Here is a 22,261-nt window from a genome sequence, read left to right as displayed (position 1 = left end):
GGTGGGCTAGCGAGTGGTCGGTGACGGAAGTCCGTCGGAGATGGTGGGCGGCAGCGCGGGTTCGACGGGGGTCGTCTCCGCAGCTGCGCCGTCTGCCGGTGCTCCGTCGGCGGGCGCGTCGCCCGCCGGGGCCTGGTCGGCGGATGCGGGCGGCGGCAGCAGCGCGTTGCCCACCTGGGTCGCGCCGTTGGGTGCCACGGTGGAGATCCACGACGCGCCGTCACCCGCGCCGTGCACGGCGCCGTCGCTGAGCCGCAGGTACGACGCGGAGCCCGCGATGACCAGGCCCAGGGCATCCGCCTTGCTCGCCAGCGCCTGCGGCGAGCTGAGCGCGACCATCTCGTCGTTCAGCGCGCGCTTCTGCAGGTTCAGCTCGTGCTGCGTGTTGTTGAGGTTCGCCAGCGTGAACGCGTCCTGCGTGGAGGCCAGCGACACGCCCATCTGCGCGACGCCGATCGCGAGCGCTCCCCCGACGGCGAGGGCCGCATAGGCGATGCGAGGCCTGCGGCGCGAGCTCGCGGGAGCGTCGACCGGGCGCAGTGCGCGGTCGGGTCTCGGAGACGTGCGCGGCTGGATGCGGGGCTGTGCGTTCAGCAGGCTCATGCGCGCTCCCGCAGCTTCTCGGCGGCGCGCAGGCGCACCGGGATGGCCCGGGGGTTGCGGGCGCGCTCCTCGTCGCCCGCGAGCTCGGCGCCCTTGGTGAGGATCCTGAAGCGCGGAGCATGCTCGGGGAGCTCGACGGGGAGACCGGCGGGAGCCGTCGAGGCCGCAGCCGCCGCGAACGCCTGCTTGATCAGACGGTCCTCCAGCGACTGGTACGCCATCACCGCGATGCGCCCGCCCACGTTCAGCGCGTCCATGGCGGAGGGGATGGCGTCGGCCAGCACGCTCAGTTCCGAGTTGACCTCGATCCGCAGCGCCTGGAACACCCTCTTGGCCGGGTGCCCTGCGCGCTGGACGGCTGCCGGGGTGGCGGCGATGAGCAGGTCGACGAGTTCGCCGGAGCGGATCAGCGGATGCTGCTCGCGAGCCTCCACGATGAAGCGCGCGTATCGGCCTGCGAGCTTCTCCTCGCCGTAGCGCTCGAAGATGCGGCGCAGCTGCCCCTCGCTGTACTCCGCGAGGATCGTGGCAGCCGTGCGCCCCTTGGTCTGGTCCATCCGCATGTCCAGCGGCGCGTCCTTGGAGTAGGCGAAGCCGCGATCGGCCTCGTCCAGCTGCAGCGAGGAGACGCCCAGGTCGAAGAGGATGGCCGAGGCGTCCTGCGCGTGCAGGCCGATCTCGTCGTAGACGCTGTGCACGAGAGTGATGCGGTCGGCGAACGGCGCCAGCCGCTCCCCCGCGATGCGCAGCGCGTCGGTGTCGCGGTCCAGGCCGATCAGCCGGATGTTCGGAAACCGCTCCAGGAACGCCTCGGAGTGGCCGCCCATGCCGAGCGTGGCGTCGACGAGCACGGCGCCGTCGTGCGCGAGCGCGGGCGCCAGCAGCTCGATGCAGCGCTCGAGGAGCACCGGTGTGTGGATGTCGCGGAGGCTCATGGTCTTCTATCCCGTGACCTCCGGCTCTGATTCCTCTCCGCTCGACCCGGCACCGGGGAAGTGTGTCGGGGCGGAGCGGCGAGGCATCACAGCCGTGGTCAGAACAGTCCGGGAATCACCTCCTGTTCCAGATCTGCGTAGGTCTCCTCATTGCTCTCCAGGTACGCCTCCCATGCGGCTGCGTCCCAGATCTCGGCATGGGCGCCGACTCCCGTGACCACCAGCTCCTTCTCCAGGCCCGCGTACTTGCGCAGGTGGGCAGGGATCGTGATGCGGTTCTGGCTGTCGGGCATCTCCTGGCTCGCTCCCGAGAGGAACATGCGCATGAAGCTGCGGGCCAGCTTGTCGGTCAGCGATGCCTGTCGGATCACCTCGTGCTGAGCCTCGAACTCGGCCGTGCTGAAGACGTACAGGCAGTGCTCCTGTCCGCGGGTCACGACGATGCCGCCGGCGAGATCCTCGCGGAACTTCGCGGGCAGGATCACGCGTCCCTTGTCATCCAGCTTCGGAGTGTGCGTACCCAGCAGCATCGACCTTCACCCCCTCTGCATCCGGCCAATTCGAGGTGCGCACCACTTTACTCCACAACCCTCCACTTTCCTACAACAAATAGAGCGCGTTCTCGGGAGCTCGTACCGGTCACATGAAAGAACCCCCGGAATCACGCGGATTCACGGGGGCAGAACAAGGTGGAGGGAAAGTGGGAGGCGGGTGGAGGGCCGGTGGAGGAGCACCGCGGTTCACCGGCTCCAGAACATGAGAAAGCCCGGATGCCAGGCATCCGGGCTCCACAGACGGATCAGATCAGTGCTCGTCCTGACGACGGTCCCACCGGTCGTTCATGCGATCCATGAAGGAGGCGTCACGCGAACGCGCGGCCCGCGGCTTCGCATCCTCCGGCGCGAGGGATTCGGCAGTGCGGCGCACGGGAGTGAAGGCCAGCATCGCGCCGCCCAGCATGGCCAGGAACGCCACCACGCCGATGATGATGCTGCCCACCGGACCGAGACCCGTGCTGGCGACGACGGCGGCGACCAGGCCCCCGACGCCCACGAGCAGCAGGAGCGCTCCATAGACGAGATTGCGGTAGCTGAGCGAGCGATCGCCGGACGGCGCCGTCACGACGTCTGCATCGTGCTTGAGAAGATGGCGTTCCATCTCGTCGAGCATGCGCTGCTCTTGTTCGGAAAGAGGCATCTCCGACCCCCTTGGTTCGTTCCTTCCACTCTACCCGTGCCGGGGTCGAGCGGCTAGCGGACCGTCGCCCGATTCCTGCATCTAGGCTGGGAATCGTGCCTTCTTCTCCTGTGTCGGATGCCGTCGCCTCCCGCATCGACGCCTTCCTGGCCCGAATGAGATCGGCCGGCGGCGAGTACGGTCCGGATGCCGTGCTGTTCCTCGACGCCGCGGCGGCCACGCTGGCCGGCGGGAAGCGCCTGCGTGCCCGGTTCTGCCACGCCGGCTGGAGCGCCGCCGCAGGATCGCCGGACGGATCGGAGGCACTGTGGGCGCTGTGCGCAGCGCTGGAGATCTTCCAGTCGGCCGCCCTCGTGCACGATGATCTCATCGACAACTCCGACACGCGCCGGGGCCGACCCGCCTCGCACCGCGCTCTTCAGGCCGCACACCGCGATGCCGGCTGGCACGGCGACGCCGAGGCGTTCGGCCGATCCTCGGCCGTGCTGCTGGGCGACCTGCTGGTGGCCTGGAGCGACGATGTGCTCGAGGACGCGCTGCTCGGGCATCCGCACGCCGCAGCCGTCCGCGCGGAGTACGCCCGGATGCGCCGGGACGTGACCGTGGGGCAGATGCTGGACATCGCCGAGGAGTCCGCCTGGAGCGTGAGCGATCCCGGCACCCTGCTCGAGCGCGCGCTGCGCGTGGCATCACTGAAGTCCGCGCGCTACAGCGTGGTCGAGCCGATCCTGCTGGGTGCGACGCTGGCGGGAGCGGATGCCGGTCTGCTGGCCTCGCTGCGCGACTTCGGCCACCCCGTCGGCATGGCCTTCCAGCTGCGCGACGACATGCTGGGCGTCTTCGGCGATCCGGCCCTCACCGGCAAGCCCGCCGGCGACGATCTGCGCGAGGGCAAGCGCACCGCGCTGATCGCGATGGCGCGCGAGGAGCTCCCGGATGCCGATCGCGCGCGCCTGGACGCCGCACTGGGTGATCGGAGCCTGTCCGATCAGGCGATCTCCGAGTTGCAGGAGCTGATCCGCGGAACCGGGGCGGTGGAGCGCATGGAGCGCATGATCTCCGGATTCACGGACGACGCCGAGCGGACTCTGGCGAACCCCGGGATCGCCGACGACGCGGCCGAAGCGCTGCGCGCACTGGGAGCCGCAGCCATCACGCGGACGGCCTGAACTCACGCGAGCGTGCGCGCGATGCGCCGCACCTCGCTCTTGTGCCCGTCCCGGAGCGCGGCGATGGGCGTGCGTCCGAGGGTCTCCTCCTCGGTGAACAGCCAGTCGATGACCTCGTCATCGCTGAACGCGACATCCTGCAGCACGATGATCGTGCCGCGCAGCGACGGCAGCGGGCGCCCGTCGACGACGAACGCCGCGGGGACTGCGAAGGCGCCATTGCGACGGGAGCCGATCAGGAAGTGCTCGTCGAGAAGCCTGCGCACGCGTCCCGGCGTCTCGTCCAGAGCATCGGCGAGGTCGGGGATCGTCAGCCAGTCGGCGATATCGGGAGCGTTCACGTGTCAACTATCTCATCCTCCCCACTCCTCCGGCGTTCAGTAACTCCAGTCACACCAGCCACTTCTGTTGACAACCGTTTACATCCGTGTCAGCGTGGCTGGAGGAAACCAGGGGGTTCTCATGCACACTCGCTTGACCCGGTCGATGGCGATCACACTCGGAGCGCCGGCGGCCGTCATCGGCACCCTCGCGGCCGTGATCGCCGCGACGCCTGCGAACGCCGCAGAGCCGGTCCGCGCTCAGCAGGCGCCGGCCCGCACGCTCCCCGCGGTCATGCCCCGTCCCGCCGGCACCACGCACCTCTCGACCACCCGGGCGTCGACGTACGTCGTGCGGCCCGGCGACACCGTGTCCGCCATCGCGATCCGCAACGGGCTGCGCCCCGCAGACGTCCTGGCGTGGAACGGGCTGGGGTGGCGGTCGATCATCCAGCCCGGTCAGACCCTGCGCCTGACCGCACCGGTTGCTCCTGCCCCTGCTGCGACCCCGGCGCCGCCCGTCGCGCCGTCGGCGGGAACGCACCTCGTCGCCCGCGGCGACACCGTGTACGCGATCGCGAAGCGGTACGGGACCACGGTCGCCGCGATCATGTCGGCCAACGGTCTCGGGCGCTCCGCCATGATCGTCCCGGGACAGAGGCTGACCATCCCCGCGGTATCCGCCCCGGCTCCGGTTCTGGCCTCCTCGACCGAGCCGGCAGCCTCCCCGGCGCCTGCATCAGCGGGGGCACCCCGCACCCACGTCGTCGCCAAGGGCGACACGCTGTTCGGCATCGCGCGCGCCCACGGCACCTCGGTGGCCGTGCTCCTGCAGGCCAATGGACTGGGCACCGGCAGCATCATCTACCCGGGGCAGACCCTGAACCTCACTCCCCCGGCTCCGGCTCAGCGCACCGCGACACTGGATGCCGAACAGCGGGCGCATGCACTGCGCATCATCGCGATCGGCCGCGAGCTGGGCGTCTCCGACCGCGGCATCGCCATCGCCCTCGCCACCGCCATGGTGGAGTCGACGATGCGCAATCTCGACCACGGCGACCGCGACTCGCTGGGGCTGTTCCAGCAGCGTCCCAGTCAGGGCTGGGGCACGCCGGCGCAGATCCTGGACGCCGAGCGCAGCATCCGGGTGTTCTACGGCGGCGCGCACGACCCCAACGGCGCCGCCAGCAATGGTCTGCTGGACATCGCCGGGTGGCAGGCCAGGTCGTTCTCCGCTGCCGCGCAGGCCGTGCAGATCTCCGCCTTCCCGGAGCGCTACGGGCTGTGGGAGCAGCAGGCGATGCAGTGGGTGGCCGGGCTGCGATGACGGTCCAGTCGTCATCGGATCGAAACCTCTGCGGGTGAGCCGTTCCCAGGCCTCACAGCCGGTTCTTCATAGACTCTTCCTGTGAACACTGCACAGGCCGATCCCCTCATCGGGCGGCTTGTCGACGGCCGCTACCGGGTCCGCGCGCGCATCGCGCGCGGCGGCATGGCGACCGTGTACGTCGCGACCGACATGAGGCTCGAGCGGCGCATCGCCCTGAAGGTGATGCACGCGCATCTCAGCGACGACTCCGCCTTCCAGAGCAGGTTCATCCAGGAGGCCCGCTCGGCGGCGCGGCTGGCGGACCCGCACGTCGTGAACGTGTTCGACCAGGGCCAGGACGGCGAGATCGCGTACCTGGTCATGGAGTACCTGCCCGGGATCACACTGCGCGAGCTGATGCGCGAGCAGAAGCGCCTCACCGTGACGCAGACCGTCACCATCATGGACGCCATCCTCTCCGGCCTCGCCGCCGCCCACCGCGCCGGCATCGTGCATCGCGACGTCAAGCCCGAGAACGTGCTGCTGGCTGAGGACGGCCGCATCAAGATCGGCGACTTCGGCCTGGCACGCGCCACCACCGCGAACACCGCCAGCGGCGCCCAGCTGCTGGGCACCATCGCCTACCTCGCCCCCGAGCTGGTGACCCGCGGCACGGCGGATGCCCGCAGCGACATCTACGCGCTGGGCATCATGCTCTACGAGATGCTCGTCGGCGAGCAGCCGTACAAGGGCGAGCAGCCCATGCAGATCGCCTTCCAGCACGCCACCGAGCAGGTGCCGCGCCCCAGCGTGCGCAACCCCGGCGTGCCGGATCAGCTCGACGAGCTGGTGCTGTGGGCGACGGACAAGTCGCCCGACGAGCGTCCGCTGAATGCACAGGCGATGCTGGAGCGGCTGCGGGAGATCGAGCGCGAGCTGGGGATCTCCCCCGTTCCCACGGCCAGCACCGCTGCACCAGTGCGGCATGACTCCGGCGCGGTGACGAAGATCCTTCCGAGCGGAACCGCGGTGCTGCCCGAGGTCGTCTCTCCGGCGCCCTCCGACACCGACAACGGCGCCAGGCTGCGTCAGCGCACGGCACGGCGACGTGCCCGCGGCACGCTGCTGCTGTCTCTGGTGCTGCTGCTGGCCGTGGCCGCCGGCGGCGCGGGCTGGTGGTTCGGCTCCGGACCGGGATCGCTCATCGCGGTGCCGAAGGTCGCGGGGATGACGCTGGCCCAGGCCGAGCAGGCCGTCAAGGCCGAGGGCCTCACCACGAAGACGACCCCGCAGTCGTCGATCACCGTCGCCAAGGGGAGCGTCATCGGCTCCGAGCCCGGCGAGGGCGAGCGCGTCGAGAAGGAGAGCACCGTCACGCTCATCGTGTCCTCGGGCCCCGCCGAGCACACGATCGAGAAGCTCTCCGGCAGGACGGCCGACGAGGTGCGGCAGATCCTCCAGACCAACCGGGTGAAGGTCTCGGGCACCGCCGAGGAGTACTTCGACAAGCTGGGCAGCGGCCTGGTGCTGAACGTGCGCATCACTCCGCGCGCGGGCGGCGACGACTACGCCTGCGGCGATGGCTGCCAGGTGTTCGAGGACGATTCCGCGGTCATCCAGGTCTCGCTCGGGCCGGTTCCCGACGTGGTCGGGATGAAGCTCGACGACGCGAAGCGGACACTGCAGGATGCCCGCCTGAAGGTCGCCGACGGCACGCCCGAGGAGTGGAGCGACACGGTCGACAAGGGCTCCGTGATCTCCCAGTCCGCCGAGCGCCCCGGCGGCGGCAGCTGGCGCCCGGACGACACCGTCACGCTCACGGTGTCGAAGGGCCCGCAGCCCATCACCGTCCCGAACGTCGTCGGCATGACGCTCACGCAGGCCAAGGCCAAGCTCGAGGGCCTGGGGCTGAGGGCCAAGTACCAGGGCTGGGGAGACCTTCCCGGCTTCGGCGACATGGCGACCGTCATCGAGCAGAAGCCCGCCGACGGCACGCTGCCCAAGGGCGGCACGGTCACGCTCACCCTCAAGCTGCAGGGCTGAGGCGCACCGCCGCGCCGACTCAGCGCTTCTCGAGCTCCTCGGCCACGAGGAACGCCAGTTCCAGGCTCTGCATGTGGTTCAGACGCGGGTCGCAGAGGCTCTCGTACCGCGTGGCGAGCGTGGCCTCGTCGATGTGCTCGGATCCGCCCAGGCACTCCGTGACGTCATCACCGGTGAGCTCCACGTGGATGCCACCCGGGAACGTCCCCGCGGCGCGATGCGCCTCGAAGAAGCCGCGCACCTCGTCGACCACGTCGTCGAAGCGACGCGTCTTGTAGCCGGTGGAGGTCGTGATGCCGTTCCCGTGCATGGGGTCGGTCACCCACAGCGGGGTGGCGCCGGCATCCCGCACCGCCTCCAGCAGCGGAGGCAGGGCGTCGCGGATCTTCTCCGATCCCATCCGGGTGATGAAGGTCAGGCGGCCCGGCTCGCGCTCCGGGTCGAGCTTCTCGATCAGCTCGAGCGCCGTCTCAGGCGACGTCGTCGGCCCGAGCTTGACGCCGATGGGGTTGCGGATGCGCGAGAAGTAGTCCACGTGCGCGTCGTCGAGGCCGCGCGTGCGCTCCCCGATCCAGATGAAGTGCGCCGAGGTGTTGTACGGATTGCCCGTGCGCGAGTCGATGCGGGTCATGGGCCGCTCGTAGTCCATCAGCAGACCCTCGTGGCCCGTGAAGAACTCCACGCGCTTGAGCTCGTCGAAGTCGGCGCCGGCGGCCTCCATGAACTTGATGGCGCGATCGATCTCCGCAGCCATCCGCTCGTAGCGCTGGTTGGCGGGGTTCTGGGCGAAGCCCCTGTTCCAGGAGTGCACCTCCCTCAGGTCGGCGAACCCGCCCTGCGTGAAAGCGCGGATGAGGTTCAGCGTCGAGGAGGCCATGTGGTAGCCCTGCAGCAGGCGGCCGGCATCCGGCTGCCGGGACTTCTCCGTGAAGTCGTAGCCGTTGACGATGTCTCCGCGGTACGCGGGAAGGGTGACGTCGCCCCGGGTCTCGGTGTCGCTGGAGCGCGGCTTGGCGAACTGCCCCGCCATGCGCCCCATCTTCACCACCGGCATGGACGCGCCGTAGGTGAGCACGACGGCCATCTGCAGCACGGTCTTGATGCGATCGCGGATCTGGTCGGCGGTGGCGCCGGCGAAGGTCTCGGCGCAGTCGCCGCCCTGCAGCAGGAACGCCTTGCCGGCCGCCGCGCGCCCGAGCTTCTCGCGCAGCGCATCCACCTCGCCGGCGAACACCAGCGGCGGCAGCGAGGCGATCTGCGCGGAGACCTCGGCGACGCGCTCGGCGTCGGGCCACTGCGGCTGCTGCTTTATGGGAAGGGATCGCCACGCGTCGAGTTCAGGGTGCGAGGGAAGCATCCACCCAGCTTAGTGTCCGCGCGACTCGCGCGATCGCGCTGTGACCCCGTCCGGATCCCGCTCGTTCAGCGGCGCTTCGACGCAGCCTGCGGCAGGCGGTCCTTGACCGTGGAGGCGTACACGTCGTCGTACTCCTGCGCGCCCAGGCGCTGCAGCGCGATCATGATCTCGTCCGTCACCGAGCGCAGGATGTAGCGATCGTTCTCCATGCCCTCGTATCGTGAGAAGTCCAGCGGCTCGCCGACCAGCACGCCCACGCGCCCGATGCGAGGGACGCTGTGCCCGATGGGCATGACCACATCGGTGTCGACCATCACCACCGGGATGACGGGGACCTTGGCCTCCAGCGCCATACGGGCCAGCCCCGTGCGTCCGCGGTACAGCCTGCCGTCGGGGCTGCGGGTGCCCTCGGGGTAGATGCCCAGCAGATCGCCGCGACCGAGGATCTGCAGACCGGTGTTGAGCGAGGCCTCGGAGGCCTTGCCACCGGAGCGGTCGATGGGGATCTGCCCGGTGCCCTTCATGAACACCTTGGTGGCCCATCCCTTCAGCCCGCGCCCGGTGAAGTAGTCGCTCTTCGCCAGGAACGACATGGGACGGTCCAGCAGCAGCGGGAGGAAGATCGAGTCGGCGAAGGAGAGATGATTGCTCGCCAGGATGGCCGCGCCGGAGGCCGGCACGCGCTCGCGCCCCACGATCCAGGGTCGGAAGACCGCCTTGACCAGCGGTCCGATCACGACGTACTTCATCAGCCAGTAGAACATCGTCCTGAAGTCTATCTCCGCACCCACTGCGCGACCGAGTGTCAGATTGCCTGCGACTGGATGTCATGACCTAGACTCGGGGGTATCACCCGTCAATCCGGTACCGAAGGAGCTGCCGTGACCCAGTTCGAAGTCCCCGCCATCGTCCCCGCCGACCCCGAGGCGAACACTTCCGACCTGCTGCGGATCCGCGTGCAGAAGACGCCCGATCTGGCACTCTTCTCCGTGCCGGACGGCGCGGGCTGGCGCGATATCACGGCGAAGGACTTCGAGACGGCGGTGATCGCGCTGGCCAAGGGCTTCGTCGCCTCCGGCATCCAGCCCGGCGAGAAGGTCGGCTTCATCGCGCAGACCACCTACGAGTGGTCCCTCGTCGACTTCGCCCTGTTCTACGCCGGCGCGGTGATGGTGCCGATCTACGAGACCAGCTCGCCCGCCCAGATCCGCTGGATCATGGAGGACTCCTCCGCCATCGCGCTGATCGTGGAGTCGCCCGAGCACTTCGCCCGCGTGGACGAGGTGCGCGGCGACCTTCCGCTGGTGCGCGAGGTCTGGCAGATGCACCTCGGCGCCATCGACACGCTCACCGCCAAGGGCGTGGACGTGGAGGATGCCGAGATCGAGCGCCGCCGGAACCTCGCCGTCGGATCCGACATCGCGACTCTCATCTACACCTCCGGCTCCACGGGGCGCCCGAAGGGCTGCGTGCTCACGCACAGCAACTTCGTCGAGCTGGCCCGCAACTCGGCCAAGGCCCTCGACGACGTGGTCTCCACGCCCAACGCCTCCACGCTGCTGTTCATCACGACCGCCCACGTGTTCGCCCGATTCATCTCGATCCTCGACATCCACGCCGGCGTGCGCACCGGTCATCAGCCCGACACCAAGCACCTGCTGCCCGCGCTGGGCTCGTTCAAGCCGACCTTCCTGCTGGCCGTGCCCCGCGTGTTCGAGAAGGTGTACAACTCCGCCGAGCAGAAGGCCGAGGCCGGCGGCAAGGGCAAGATCTTCCGCGCCGCCGCAGCGGTCGCGGTCGAGCACTCCACCCTTCTCGAGGAGGGGAAGAAGCTGCCGCTGGGCCTGAAGCTGAAGTTCAAGCTCTTCGACAAGCTCGTCTACGGCAAGCTGCGCGAGGCCATGGGCGGGAACGTCGCCTACGCCGTCTCCGGCTCCGCTCCCCTGGGCGCGCGCCTGGGCCACTTCTTCCACAGCCTGGGCGTGGTGATCCTGGAGGGCTACGGCCTCACCGAGACCACAGCGCCCGCCACGGTCAACCTCGCCGACAAGTCCAAGATCGGCACCGTCGGCCCCGTGCTCCCCGGTGTGGGCATCCGGCTGGACGACGACGGCGAGATCGAGGTCCGCGGCATCAACGTGTTCAAGGAGTACTGGAACAACCCCGAGGCCACCGCCGCGGCGTTCCACGACGGCTGGTTCCGCACCGGCGACCTGGGCAGCTTCGACTCCGAGGGCTTCCTGACCATCACCGGTCGCAAGAAGGAGATCATCGTCACGGCCGGCGGCAAGAACGTCTCCCCCGCGCAGCTCGAGGACCCGATCCGCGCGAACCCGATCGTCAGCCAGGTCGTGGTGCTGGGCGACCAGAAGCCCTTCATCTCGGCGCTGATCACGCTGGACCCGGAGATGCTGCCGGCCTGGCTGTCCAACAACGGACTGCCCGCCGACATGTCACTCAAGGATGCCAGCACCAACGCCGCCGTCCGCGACGAGGTGCAGCGCGCCATCGACCGTGCGAACAAGACGGTCTCGCGCGCCGAGTCGATCCGCAAGTTCACGATCCTGCCCGTGGAGTGGACCGAGGCGAGCGGCCACCTCACCCCGAAGATGTCGATCAAGCGCAACGAGATCCTGAAGGACTTCGCCGCCGAGATCACCGAGATCTACTCGACGACCACGCACACCACGACGACCCCGATGGGCTGAGAAGCCCCCGGATGCAGATTGAGGCCCTCCGCATTGCGGAGGGCCTCAGTCGTTCAACGCGGCTTCTCGAAGCCGCTCACGACATTTCGACTCGCTGGCGCTCGCTCAATGTTGACACGATGCCGCGTCACCGCCGCTTCGCGGCATTGACCCGGCCCGTGTGTCAAAACCAGTCGCTCTCGCGGACCTCGCGCATGGCCTGCTTGCGGGTCTCGCCCTGCAGGCGTCCCAGGTAGACCATGCCGTCCAGGTGATCGGTCTCGTGCTGCAGGGCCTGGGCGAGCAGCCCCTCGCCCTCCAGCACGACGGGGTTCCCGTCGAGGTCGATGCCCTCCACGCGCGCCCACGGATGCCGGGGCGTGTCGTGCCACAGTCCGGGCACCGACAGGCATCCTTCGCCGATCTCGACGGCCTCGCCCCGCACCTCGGTGAGGACGGGATTGATGACGTAGCCGATGTCGCCGTCGATGTTGTAGCTGAACGCCCGCAGCGCCACGCCGATCTGGTTGGCGGCGACGCCGGCGCGGCCGGGCACCTCGACGGTCTCGACGAGGTCGGCGATGAGAGCGCGGACGCCGTCGTCGATGGTCTCGACGGGCGCGCACTTCTGGCGCAGCACGGGGTCGCCGTAGAGGCGGATCTCGCGGACGGTCATCAGGCGGCCTTCGCCCGCAGGCCCTCGACCAGCACGGCGGCGATCTCGCGCACGGCCCGGCGGGTCTGCGGCTGGAGGCCGGCGAAGTCGATGGCGCCGCCGCCGGCGATCTGCGGGTCGTACGGCAGGCGCAGCACGTGCGCAGCGCGGGTGGAGAAGTGCGATTCGAGCTCGCCCAGGCGCACCAGGGGCGCGCCAGGCGTGGACTGGTTGAGCACGACGATGGCCTCGCGGGCCAGCTGCGCGTACCCGTTGGTCTCCAGCCAGGTGAGCGTCTCGGACGCCAGCCGCGCCTCGTCGACGGAGAGCCCCGAGACCACGACGATCCGGTCGGCGAGATCGAGCGTGGCGCCCATCACGGAGTGCACGATGCCGGTGCCGGAATCCGTGAGCACCAGGGAGTAGTACTGCGCGGCGAGGGTCGCGACATCGCGGTAGTCCGCGTCGCCGAACGCCTCGGACACGTGCGGGTCGGCATCCGATGCCAGCACGTCCAGGCGGGTCTGATCCCGCGCCACGAGTGCGGACAGATCGTGGAAGCCGCGGATCTCGTGCTGCATGCGCACCAGGTCGCGAACGGACTTGGTGTGGCCGCCCACGACCCGCTCGGCCAGCGTGCCGCGATCGGGGTTGGCGTCGACGGCGATGACGCGGTCCTCGCGTGCGTCGGCCAGCGCCATCCCCAGCAGCGCCGTGATGGTGGTCTTGCCCACTCCGCCCTTGCGGGACAGCACGGGCACGAACCGCGCGTCGCCCGACATGGGTGCGGCGATGCGGGCGCGCAGCGCCTTGCGCTCGCGCGCCTTGCGCCCGTCGCCGATGTTGATGCGACCGCCGGATGCCGCGTACAGCAGGTGGCTCCAGGTGCCCTCGGGCTCCGGCCTGATCATGCGCGCAGGATCCAACAGCCGGTCGGCGGTGAGCAGATCCGCGCTCTCGCGGCCGGAGTCCCCCAGGTCGTCGATGCGCTTGGAGACGAGGGCCGCCCCTGCGGGATGCTCGTGGTCCGCGGTGCGATGCGCGAGCTCGGCGGCGGGGCGGGATGCGGGTGCGCGGTCATCAGGGGCCACGGTGGTCTTCTCCTCTGAAGTGGGAGCCCTGTCGGGCTCGGCTTCCTCGAACGCGGTGCGAGACGCGGGCGACATGGCCTCGCGCAGCCGCGCCTTCGCCTCTGCGACGGCGGACTCCAGTTCGGTCAGCCCGGCGGCCGCGCCCGACGTCTCCGAGACGGTCGGCGTCTCGGAGACGGGCTGCGTCTCCGAGACAGTCGGCGTCTCGGAGACGGTCGGCGTCTCGGAGACTGCGGCAACCGGGTCGTGCGGCGACGGCGCGGCGGACCCCCCGGGCACCGCGGACCGCGCAGGTGCAGCGGGCTCCTCCGGCGCGACAGTCGCCGATGAGGCAGGCACCGGCGAGGCGGCCAGCGGCGAGGCAGGCGACGGCGACGCAGTAGGCTCCGCAGCCGCCGCCTTCTTCTTCGCAGCACGCTTCTTCGTCGCCTGGCCGGGTCTCCTGGCTGTGCTCTTCACCAGGGCATCCGATTCGGACGCATCGGCGGCAGGCCCGTGGACGGCGCTGCCGTGCCCTGCGGGGGCATCCTTCTCGTCCGCGGTCACCGCGCCGGTCGCCGGCACGACGACGGCATCCTCGACATCGGCATCCGCGGCGGGCTCCGCCGCGGATGTCTCCCGCTCCTCGACGATCTCGGCGACGGCGACCGCAGGCCCCGCCGCCCTCTCCGCGGCCTCAGCCTTCACCGGGGTCTCCTCGGCCGGGAGCTCGATGATGATCTCCGGCTTCTCCTGGCTGATCCGGGCGAGCACCTCGTCGTCGGCGACGGCCGAGGTGTCGATGATGAGATCCGAGACGACCTCACCGCCCACGACCCCGTCGTCGACCAGATCGTCGTCATCGCCGCCGGTGGGCAGCGTCACGCTGACCTGGGCGGTGCCGTCGTGCGGGCCTATCGCGATCGTGTCCGACGACGCGGTGTCATCGAGCACGCCCAGCGAATCATCCCCGTCGGGATCGACGATGTTCTTCGGCGTCACGGTACCAACTCCCTGCTCCGGCGCAGATGCGCGCCCGCCCAAGGTTAGTGCGCCGGACGGACCACGACCAAAAGATCACCCGCGTCCACCTGCGCGGTGTGGGCGATCGCGAGCCGCTCAACGACCCCGTCGACGGGACTCGTGATGGCTGCCTCCATCTTCATCGCCTCGATGGATGCCACCGGATCGCCGGCCCCCACGACCGCACCTTCCTCGACCTTCAGCGTCACCGCTCCGGAGAAGGGAGCCGCGACCTGACCGGGCTTGGACGTGTCGGCCTTCTCCGCTTCGCGGACGTCGACGACGATCGACCGATCGCGCACCGACACCGGCCGCAACTGGCCGTTGAGGGTGGTCATGACCGTGCGCATGCCCTTGGGATCGGCTGCGCCGATGGCCTCCAGGCCGACGTACAGTCGTACCCCGCGCTCGATCTGCACCGCGTGCTCGGCACCCGGGACCAGCCCGTAGAGATAGTCGGGAGTGTCCAGCACGGACAGGTCGCCGTACTCCTCACGGTTCTGCCGGAACGTCTTGGTGGGTCCGGGGAAGAGCAGCTCGTTGAGCATGGCGCGCCGCTCAGCGGACGTGCCGTCCAGCGCGGTCTGCTGTGCGTCGGTGATCGGGGTGATGCCGCGCTTCGCAGCCCTTCCCGCGAGCACCTTGCTGCGGAACGGCTCCGGCCACCCGCCGGGCAGGTCTCCCAGCTCGCCGGCCATGAAGCCGACGACGGAGTCGGGGATGTCGTAGTGCTCGGGGTTCGCGGCGAAGTCGGCGGGATCCGCCTTCACCGCGGCGAGGTGCAGGGCCAGATCGCCGACGACCTTGGAGGAGGGCGTCACCTTGGGTACGCGTCCGAGGATGTCGTCGGCCGCGGCGTACATGTCCTCGATGAGCTCGAAGTCATCGGCGAGGCCCAGCGCGATGGCCTGCTGGCGCAGGTTGGAGAGCTGACCGCCCGGGATCTCGTGGTGGTACACACGGCCGGTGGGGCTGCTGAGCCCCGACTCGAACGGCTTGTACAGCCGGCGCAGCGCCTCCCAGTACGGTTCGAGGTCGGAGACCGCCTGCAGATCGATGCCGGTGTCGCGCTCGGTGTGCGCGAGAGCCGCGACCAGCGCCGACAGCGAGGGCTGGCTGGTGGTGCCCGACATCGGCGCAGAGGCCGCGTCGACGGCATCCGCTCCTGCCGCACCGGCCGCCAGCAGCGTCGCGAGCTGACCGCCCGCGGTGTCGTGCGTGTGCACGTGCACCGGCTGATCGAAGCGCTCGCGCAGCGCCGCGACGAGCTTCGCCGCGGCGGCCGGGCGCAGCAGACCCGCCATGTCCTTGATGCCGATCACGTGCGCTCCGGCATCCACGATCTGCTCGGCCACGTGCAGGTAGTAGTCCAGCGTGTACAGGTCCTCGGCGGGGTTCAGCAGGTCGCCTGTGTAGCACAGGGCCGCCTCGGCGATAGCGGTGCCGGTGCCCAGCACCGCGTCGATGGCCGGTCGCATCTGCGAGACGTCGTTGAGCGCGTCGAAGATGCGGAAGATGTCCACGCCGGTCGCGGCGGCTTCGCGCACGAACGCGTCGGTCACCGCAGTGGGGTACGGCGTGTAGCCGACCGTGTTGCGTCCGCGCAGCAGCATCTGGATCGCGACGTTGGGCAGCGCCTCGCGCATGGCCGCCAGCCGGTCCCACGGGTCCTCTCCCAGGAAGCGCAGCGCCACGTCGTAGGTCGCGCCGCCCCATGCCTCCACCGACAGCAGCTGCGGGGTCATCCGTGCGACATACGGCGCCACAGCGACCAGGTCGCTGGTGCGCACGCGGGTGGCCAGCAGGGACTGATGCGCATCGCGGAAGGTGGTCTCGGTGACGGCGAGGGCCGTCTGGGCACGGAGCGCCTCGGCGAAGGCCGCAGGCCCCTTCTCCTGCAGCAGCTGGCGCGAGCCCGCCGGGGCGGGCGCGCTCAGGTCGAGCACCGGGAGCTTGTGCGCGGGCGGCAGCGCCAGGGGGTTCTCGCCGTGCGGCTTGTTGACCGTGGCGTCCACCAGCCAGCGCAGGATCTTCGTGCCGCGGTCCTTCGACACGCGGCCGCGCAGCAGCTCGGGGCGCTCCTCGATGAACGAGGTCGACAGGTCGCCCGCCTCGAAGGACGGGTCGTCGAGCACGGCCTGCAGGAAGGGGATGTTGGTCGAGACGCCGCGGATGCGGAACTCCGCCAGGGCACGGCGGGCACGCGAGACGGCGCTGTGGAACGAGCGCCCGCGGCAGGTGAGCTTGGCCAGCATCGAGTCGAAGTACGGGCTCACCTGGGATCCCGCTGCCGTGGTGCCGCCGTCCAGACGGATGCCCGCTCCGCCCGGCGAGCGGTAGGTGGTGATCTTGCCGGTGTCGGGGCGGAAGCCCTGCGTGGGGTCCTCGGTGGTGATGCGGCACTGCATGGCTGCGCCGCGCAGCCGGATGTCGTCCTGCCGCAGGTCGAGCTCGGCGAGGGTCGCGCCGTCGGCGATCTGCATCTGCGCGCGCACCAGGTCGACGTCGGTGACCTCTTCGGTCACGGTGTGCTCGACCTGGATGCGCGGGTTCATCTCGATGAAGACGACCTCGCCGGCGCGCGGGCCGGTGGTCTCCAGGAGGAACTCCACGGTGCCGGCGTTCTGGTAGCCGATCGAACGGGCGAACGCGATGGCGTGCCGGTGCAGGTCCGCGCGGATCGACTCGTCGAGGTTCGGCGCCGGGGCGATCTCGATGACCTTCTGATGCCGCCGCTGCACCGAGCAGTCGCGTTCGAACAGGTGCACGGTCTCGCCCTGCGCGTCGGCGAGGATCTGCACCTCGATGTGCCGGGGGCGCAGGACGGCCTGCTCGAGGAACATCCGGGAGTCGCCGAACGCCGCACCGGCCTCGCGCATGGCCTCGGCCAGTGCGGGCGCCAGCTCGCCCTTGCTCTCCACGCGCCGCATGCCGCGCCCGCCGCCACCGGCGACGGCCTTCGCGAACAGCGGGAAGCCGATCTCGTCGGACTGCGCGACGAGGACATCGATGTCGTCGGATGCCTCGGTCGAGCGCAGCACGGGCACGCCGGCCTCGACCGCGTGGTGCTTGGCCTCGACCTTGTTGCCCGCCATCTCCAGCACGTGGGCGGGCGGGCCGATGAACGTGATACCCGCGGCCGCGGCCTTCTCGGCCAGCTCCGGGTTCTCGGAGAGGAATCCGTAGCCCGGGTAGATGGCATCCGCCCCGGAATCCAGTGCGACGCGGATGATGCCGTCCACGTCCAGGTAGGCCTGCACGGGGTGACCGCGCTCGCCGATCTCGTATGCCTCATCGGCCTTCAGCCGATGGAGGGACCCGCGGTCCTCGTAGGGGAAGACCGCGACGGTGCGCGCCCCCACTTCGTATGCCGCACGGAATGCGCGGATCGCGATCTCACCGCGGTTGGCCACCAGGATCTTCTGGAACATGCACACCTCTTCAGAGGTCGATGCGCGCAGGGTCTGCACGCAGAGCGGGGGCTGAGTGTGTCCCCAGACTAACGGCAGTCCGGGTGCTCTCCCGACCGCGTGACTCGCCCGAGGCGTGCGGAGGTGACTCACGGGAAGGGCACGGTAACGTGTAGGAGTGCACGTACTCAGCGTCAGCTCCCTCAAGGGAGGCGTCGGCAAGACGACCGTGACCCTCGGTCTGGCTTCCGCCGCCTTCGCCCGTGGCATCCGCACCCTGGTGGTCGACCTCGACCCGCAGTCGGATGTGTCCACCGGCATGGACATCCAGATCGCCGGCCGACTCAACATCGCCGACGTGCTGGAGAACCCGAAGGAGAAGGTGGTCCGTCAGGCGATCACCACCAGCGGGTGGGCTAAGGTGCACCCCGGTACGATCGACCTGCTGATCGGCAGCCCGTCCGCCATCAACTTCGACGGCCCGCACCCCAGCGTGCGCGACGTGTGGAAGCTCGAGGAGGCCCTGGCCACCGTCGAGAGCGAGTACGACCTCGTGCTCATCGACTGCGCTCCGTCGCTGAACGCCCTCACCCGCACAGCCTGGGCCGCCAGCGACCGGGTAATGGTCGTCACCGAGCCCGGCCTGTTCTCCGTGGCCGCCGCTGATCGCGCGCTGCGCGCCATCGAGGAGATCCGTCGCGGACTCTCCCCTCGCCTTCAGCCGCTGGGCATCGTCGTCAACCGCGTGCGCCCGCAGTCCATCGAGCACCAGTTCCGCATCAAGGAGCTGCGCGACATGTTCGGCCCGCTGGTGCTGGCCCCTCAGCTGCCCGAGCGCACCTCGCTGCAGCAGGCGCAGGGCGCGGCCAAGCCCCTGCACATCTGGCCCGGCGACTCCGCGCAGGAGCTCGCCAGCGACTTCGACCAGCTGCTGGACCGCGTCATCCGCACGGGCCGGGTGCCGGTCCCCGAGAACGGCCCGTTGGCCTGAGGCGCACTGCTCCGGCTCACGCAGCCGACGCTTCGACGAGCTCAGCGACCCATCAGCGAACAGACTCGGCGCCGTGGACTCCCGAGCCCGTCGCCCGTCCTGGGCGAGCGCAATGAGTCGAGGCGAGGGTCAGGCCGTGCGCTTCTTGCGGCGCGCGGCCAGCTCGTCGACCGGGTCGGGTGCCGTGGGGTCGAATTCCACGAGCGTGGACTCCACCTCGCGCAGCACCTTGCCGACGGCGATGCCGAAGACGCCCTGGCCGCGGCTGACCAGGTCGATGACCTCATCGTTCGACGTGCACAGGTAGACGGAGGCCCCGTCGCTCATGAGCGTGGTCCCTGCCAGATCCCGGATGCCGGCGGCACGGAGCTGTTCGACCGCGGTGCGGATCTGCTGCAACGAGATGCCCGTGTCCAGCAGGCGCTTGACGAGCTTGAGCACAAGGATGTCGCGGAAGCCGTACAGGCGCTGCGAGCCGGAGCCCGTGGCGCTGCGCACGGTGGGCTCCACGAGCTCAGTGCGGGCCCAGTAGTCCAGTTGCCGGTAGGTGATGCCGGCAGCGCGTGCGGCGACGGCACCGCGATAGCCGACCTCGTCGTCCATGGCGGGGAGCCCGTCCGTGAAGAGGAGTTCGGTCACGAACCGCGGGTTGCCTGTCAGCTCATCCGCATTCATACTTCTGTCCTCTCCTGAACGAATACCTCAACGCTAGAGCAGCACCTCACCCGCGGCAACGACATCAGCATCGCGCTGAAGGTGTGTCGCAACCGGTTCGTTACGAAAGCGCGCGAGTCAGCGCCTGTCGCACCATCAGGCTCCGCACGGAGTCGATGTGCGTGGCCAGCTCCGGAGCCAGCTCGGCCGCACGGCCGCGCGATGCGGCATCCGTCCTGCGCAGCAGAGTGGACAGCGCCGACTCGATCAGCGCGGCCTCCCGTTCGGCATTCTGCCGCAGGCTGCGCAGGTGGCGCGGTTCGATGCCGTGCCTGGCCAGCACCACCAGTCCAGCCAGCAGCGAGGCCGCCTGATCGGTGTAGGTCTCGGACGCTGCGACCAGGCCGGCGCTGATGGCCTCGTTCAGCAGTTGGGGCGTGGCGCCCGTGCGTGCCAGCAGGTCCTCGCGACGGTGACGGCGCGCGGGCGGTGCGATGGACGGCGGGACGAGGTCGGCCCAGGGCTGCCCCTTGGCCTCGGCCTCATCGAGCTGCTCGCGGATCACGCTCAGCGGCAGGTAGTGGTCGCGCTGCAGGATCAGCGCGGTGCGCAGGCGCTGCACGTCGTGTGCCGAGAACTTGCGGTAGCCGGACTCGGTGCGCGACGGGCTGACGATGCCCTGCACCTCGAGGAAGCGGAGCTTGCTGGAGGTCAGCTGAGAGAACTCCGGCACCAGACGCGCCAGAACCTGGCCGATGCTGAGAAGCGTGCCCGCTGGAGTGCGCTCCTGTGCGGCTCCGGCCGCCGTCATCAGTCGTTCGCCGTCGCGAGATCGATCGGGGAGACGAAGAAGTTCATCCGGAACTTGCCGATGCGCAGCTCGTAACCGTTGGACAGCTCGCTGCGATCGACCCGCTCACCGTTGACGTACGTGCCGTTCAGAGAGCGCTGGTCGATGATCTCGAACACGCCTCCGGTGCGGGTGATCTCCGCGTGACGGCGCGAGACGGTCACGTCATCGAAGAAGATGTCCGCCTCGGGATGGCGACCCACGGTGGTCACGTCGGCGTCGAGCAGGTAGCGCGCGCCCGCCAGCGCGCCGGAGCGCACGAGCAGAAGCGCGGAGCCGGCCGGGAGTGCCGCGATGGCCGCACCCTCCGCCTCGGTGAGGTCCGCGCCGAACGGCACGAAGGAGAGATCGGACTCATGGCCGAACGTCTGCGTCACATCGTGCCGCGGCTCGCCGCTTCGGTGGATCGCGCCTCCGGCGCCGATCATGCTGTCGTCTGTCACGGGTCTCCCTCCTCCGGTCTCCCAGCCTATCGGATGCGATCGGGTGACCGGGAGGGGGGGGATCCGCCGTCTTCCTGCGGAACGGATGCTCATCCCGCGCGCGGCGCAGACGATAGGCTTGTGGGCATGCCACATTACGACGTCGTCATCCTCGGCGCGGGCCCTGGCGGCTATGTCGCCGCAGTCCGCAGCGCTCAGCTCGGACTGTCCACCGCGATCATCGAGGAGAAGTACTGGGGCGGTGTGTGCCTGAACGTCGGGTGCATCCCCTCCAAGTCCCTCCTGAAGAACGCGGAGGTCGCCCACACCTTCACCCAGAAGGCCGACTTCTTCGGCATCTCGGGTGATGTGCACTTCGACTTCGGTGCGGCGTTCGACCGCAGCCGCAAGGTCTCGGAGACCCACGTCAAGGGCATCCACTTCCTGATGAAGAAGAACAAGGTGACCGAGTACGACGGTCGCGGCACGTTCACGGGCCCCCAGGCGATCTCGGTGGCGAAGTCGGACGGCACCTCCGAGGAGGTGACCTTCGACAACGCCATCATCGCCACCGGATCCACCGTGCGCCTGCTGCCGGGCGTGCAGCTCAGCGACAACGTCGTCACCTACGAGGAGCAGATCCTCAGCCGCGAGCTGCCCGAGTCCATCGCGATCGTCGGCGCCGGCGCGATCGGCATGGAGTTCGGCTACGTGCTGGCCAACTACGGCGTGAAGGTCACGATCATCGAGTTCCTCGACCGCGCGCTGCCCAACGAGGACGCCGAGGTCTCCAAGGAGATCCAGCGGCAGTACAAGAAGCTCGGCATCGAGATCCTCACCTCCACCGCGGTGAAGACCGTGACCGACAACGGCTCGTCCGTGCATGTCACCTACGAGACCCGCGACGGCGTGCCCGGCGAGATCGACGCGGGCAAGGTGCTCATGTCCGTGGGCTTCGCTCCGAACGTGGACGGCTACGGCCTGGAGGCCACCGGCGTCGCACTGACCGAGCGCGGTGCGATCGCCATCGACGACTACATGCGCACCAACGTCCCCGGCATCTACGCCATCGGCGACGTGACCGCCAAGCTGCAGCTCGCCCACGTGGCCGAGGCGCAGGCCGTGGTCGCCGCCGAGACCATCGCCGGCGCCGAGACCCAGACGCTGGGCGACTACCGGATGATGCCGCGCGCGACGTTCTGCCAGCCGCAGGTCGCCAGCTTCGGCCTCACCGAGGAGCAGGCCCGCGCGACCGGTCGCGAGATCAAGGTCGCGAAGTTCCCGTTCAGCGCCAACGGCAAGGCCAACGGCCTGGGCGAGCCGGTCGGCTTCGTGAAGCTGATCGCGGATGCCGAGCACCTCGAGCTGCTCGGCGGCCACCTCATCGGCCCCGACGTGTCCGAGCTTCTGCCCGAGCTGACGCTCGCGCAGAAGTGGGACCTCACCGCCCTGGAGGCGGCCCGCAACGTGCACACGCACCCGACGCTCTCGGAGGCGCTGCAGGAGGGCTTCCACGGCCTCGCAGGCCACATGATCAATCTCTGAGTCGCTCTCGCAGCGCGGAAG

The 22,261-nt window shown here is 69.6% G+C and carries 19 protein-coding genes; 6 read left to right on the top strand and 13 right to left on the bottom strand.

Annotated elements, in window-relative coordinates:
• Nucleotides 1–6: 6 nt before the first annotated feature.
• The 4 genes from WA967_RS04335 to WA967_RS04320 all read right to left on the bottom strand — a co-directional run bounded on the left by WA967_RS04335 (nt 7) and on the right by WA967_RS04320 (nt 2,735).
• Nucleotides 7–603: a hypothetical protein gene (locus tag WA967_RS04335; RefSeq protein WP_424419664.1), complete on the bottom strand. Its 597-nt coding sequence runs from the start codon at nt 601–603 to the stop codon at nt 7–9.
• Nucleotides 600–1,538 (bottom strand): 16S rRNA (cytosine(1402)-N(4))-methyltransferase RsmH, encoded by a 939-nt coding sequence (gene rsmH / locus WA967_RS04330; protein ID WP_424419663.1) that lies wholly within the window; start codon nt 1,536–1,538, stop codon nt 600–602. The genes WA967_RS04335 and rsmH overlap by 4 nt, the downstream gene beginning before the upstream one ends.
• Nucleotides 1,539–1,636: 98 nt before the next feature.
• Entirely contained in the window at nt 1,637–2,068 is a 432-nt protein-coding gene (gene mraZ / locus WA967_RS04325; RefSeq protein WP_424419662.1) for a division/cell wall cluster transcriptional repressor MraZ, read from the bottom strand.
• A 274-nt stretch (nt 2,069–2,342) separates the two neighbouring features.
• Nucleotides 2,343–2,735 (bottom strand): DUF3040 domain-containing protein, encoded by a 393-nt coding sequence (locus WA967_RS04320; protein WP_424419661.1) that lies wholly within the window; start codon nt 2,733–2,735, stop codon nt 2,343–2,345.
• Between the two features lie 95 nt (nt 2,736–2,830).
• On the opposite strand from WA967_RS04320, the gene WA967_RS04315 reads away from it, so the two are divergent.
• Nucleotides 2,831–3,904, top strand: coding sequence for a polyprenyl synthetase family protein (locus tag WA967_RS04315; protein WP_424419660.1), 1,074 nt, complete (start codon nt 2,831–2,833; stop codon nt 3,902–3,904).
• Between the two features lie 2 nt (nt 3,905–3,906).
• Here the strand turns inward: WA967_RS04315 and WA967_RS04310 are convergent, their stop codons facing one another.
• On the bottom strand, nt 3,907–4,245 hold the full coding sequence (locus WA967_RS04310) for an Rv2175c family DNA-binding protein (RefSeq protein ID WP_424419659.1): 339 nt from the start codon (nt 4,243–4,245) through the stop codon (nt 3,907–3,909).
• Between the two features lie 145 nt (nt 4,246–4,390).
• On the opposite strand from WA967_RS04310, the gene WA967_RS04305 reads away from it, so the two are divergent.
• Together WA967_RS04305 and pknB are read left to right on the top strand one after the other, a co-directional pair.
• The gene (locus tag WA967_RS04305; protein ID WP_424419658.1) at nt 4,391–5,551 is read left to right on the top strand and encodes a LysM peptidoglycan-binding domain-containing protein; all 1,161 of its coding nucleotides are present in this window, start codon (nt 4,391–4,393) and stop codon (nt 5,549–5,551) included.
• Between the two features lie 81 nt (nt 5,552–5,632).
• The gene (gene pknB / locus WA967_RS04300; RefSeq protein ID WP_424419657.1) at nt 5,633–7,576 is read left to right on the top strand and encodes a Stk1 family PASTA domain-containing Ser/Thr kinase; all 1,944 of its coding nucleotides are present in this window, start codon (nt 5,633–5,635) and stop codon (nt 7,574–7,576) included.
• 19 nt (nt 7,577–7,595) lie between these two features.
• Here pknB and WA967_RS04295 read toward each other — a convergent pair whose 3' ends face one another.
• A complete protein-coding gene (locus WA967_RS04295) occupies nt 7,596–8,933 on the bottom strand; it encodes a class II 3-deoxy-7-phosphoheptulonate synthase (RefSeq protein WP_424419656.1) in 1,338 nt (445 codons plus the stop codon).
• Between the two features lie 65 nt (nt 8,934–8,998).
• Complete coding sequence (locus WA967_RS04290) at nt 8,999–9,697, bottom strand: lysophospholipid acyltransferase family protein (RefSeq protein WP_424419655.1); 699 nt, start codon at nt 9,695–9,697, stop codon at nt 8,999–9,001.
• Nucleotides 9,698–9,814: 117 nt separating this feature from the next.
• Between WA967_RS04290 and WA967_RS04285 the strand changes: the two genes are divergently transcribed.
• Entirely contained in the window at nt 9,815–11,641 is a 1,827-nt protein-coding gene (locus tag WA967_RS04285; RefSeq protein ID WP_424419654.1) for an AMP-dependent synthetase/ligase, read from the top strand.
• Between the two features lie 163 nt (nt 11,642–11,804).
• Here WA967_RS04285 and def read toward each other — a convergent pair whose 3' ends face one another.
• Genes def through WA967_RS04270 form a run of 3 tightly spaced genes read right to left on the bottom strand, consistent with a single transcriptional unit; the run spans nt 11,805 to nt 17,799 of the window.
• Nucleotides 11,805–12,296 (bottom strand): peptide deformylase, encoded by a 492-nt coding sequence (def, locus tag WA967_RS04280; RefSeq protein WP_424419653.1) that lies wholly within the window; start codon nt 12,294–12,296, stop codon nt 11,805–11,807.
• Nucleotides 12,296–14,347, bottom strand: a complete 2,052-nt coding sequence (locus WA967_RS04275) for a MinD/ParA family protein (protein WP_424419652.1) — start codon at nt 14,345–14,347, stop codon at nt 12,296–12,298. Before WA967_RS04275 ends, def begins: the two co-directional genes overlap by 1 nt.
• A 44-nt stretch (nt 14,348–14,391) precedes the next feature.
• A complete protein-coding gene (locus WA967_RS04270) occupies nt 14,392–17,799 on the bottom strand; it encodes a pyruvate carboxylase (protein WP_424419651.1) in 3,408 nt (1,135 codons plus the stop codon).
• Between the two features lie 157 nt (nt 17,800–17,956).
• Here WA967_RS04270 and WA967_RS04265 point away from each other — a divergent pair, with 157 nt between their 5' ends.
• Entirely contained in the window at nt 17,957–18,769 is an 813-nt protein-coding gene (locus WA967_RS04265; RefSeq protein WP_424419650.1) for a ParA family protein, read from the top strand.
• Between the two features lie 129 nt (nt 18,770–18,898).
• On the opposite strand, the gene WA967_RS04260 is transcribed toward WA967_RS04265, so the two are convergent.
• From WA967_RS04260 to WA967_RS04250, 3 genes are all read right to left on the bottom strand, one after another.
• A complete protein-coding gene (locus WA967_RS04260) occupies nt 18,899–19,444 on the bottom strand; it encodes a MerR family transcriptional regulator (RefSeq protein ID WP_424419649.1) in 546 nt (181 codons plus the stop codon).
• Between the two features lie 100 nt (nt 19,445–19,544).
• Entirely contained in the window at nt 19,545–20,234 is a 690-nt protein-coding gene (locus WA967_RS04255; RefSeq protein WP_424419648.1) for a MerR family transcriptional regulator, read from the bottom strand.
• Nucleotides 20,234–20,701, bottom strand: a complete 468-nt coding sequence (locus WA967_RS04250; RefSeq protein ID WP_424419803.1) for an FHA domain-containing protein — start codon at nt 20,699–20,701, stop codon at nt 20,234–20,236. The genes WA967_RS04255 and WA967_RS04250 overlap by 1 nt, the downstream gene beginning before the upstream one ends.
• Nucleotides 20,702–20,842: 141 nt before the next feature.
• On the opposite strand from WA967_RS04250, the gene lpdA reads away from it, so the two are divergent.
• A complete protein-coding gene (lpdA, locus tag WA967_RS04245; protein WP_424419647.1) occupies nt 20,843–22,240 on the top strand; it encodes a dihydrolipoyl dehydrogenase in 1,398 nt (465 codons plus the stop codon).
• Nucleotides 22,241–22,261: the final 21 nt, after the last annotated feature.

The sequence above is a fragment of the Microbacterium sp. genome (assembly GCF_049650565.1).
Lineage (GTDB): Bacteria > Actinomycetota > Actinomycetes > Actinomycetales > Microbacteriaceae > Microbacterium.
The sequence above is the reverse complement of the archived record's forward strand: the minus strand, read 5'-3'. Positions and strand labels throughout refer to the sequence as shown.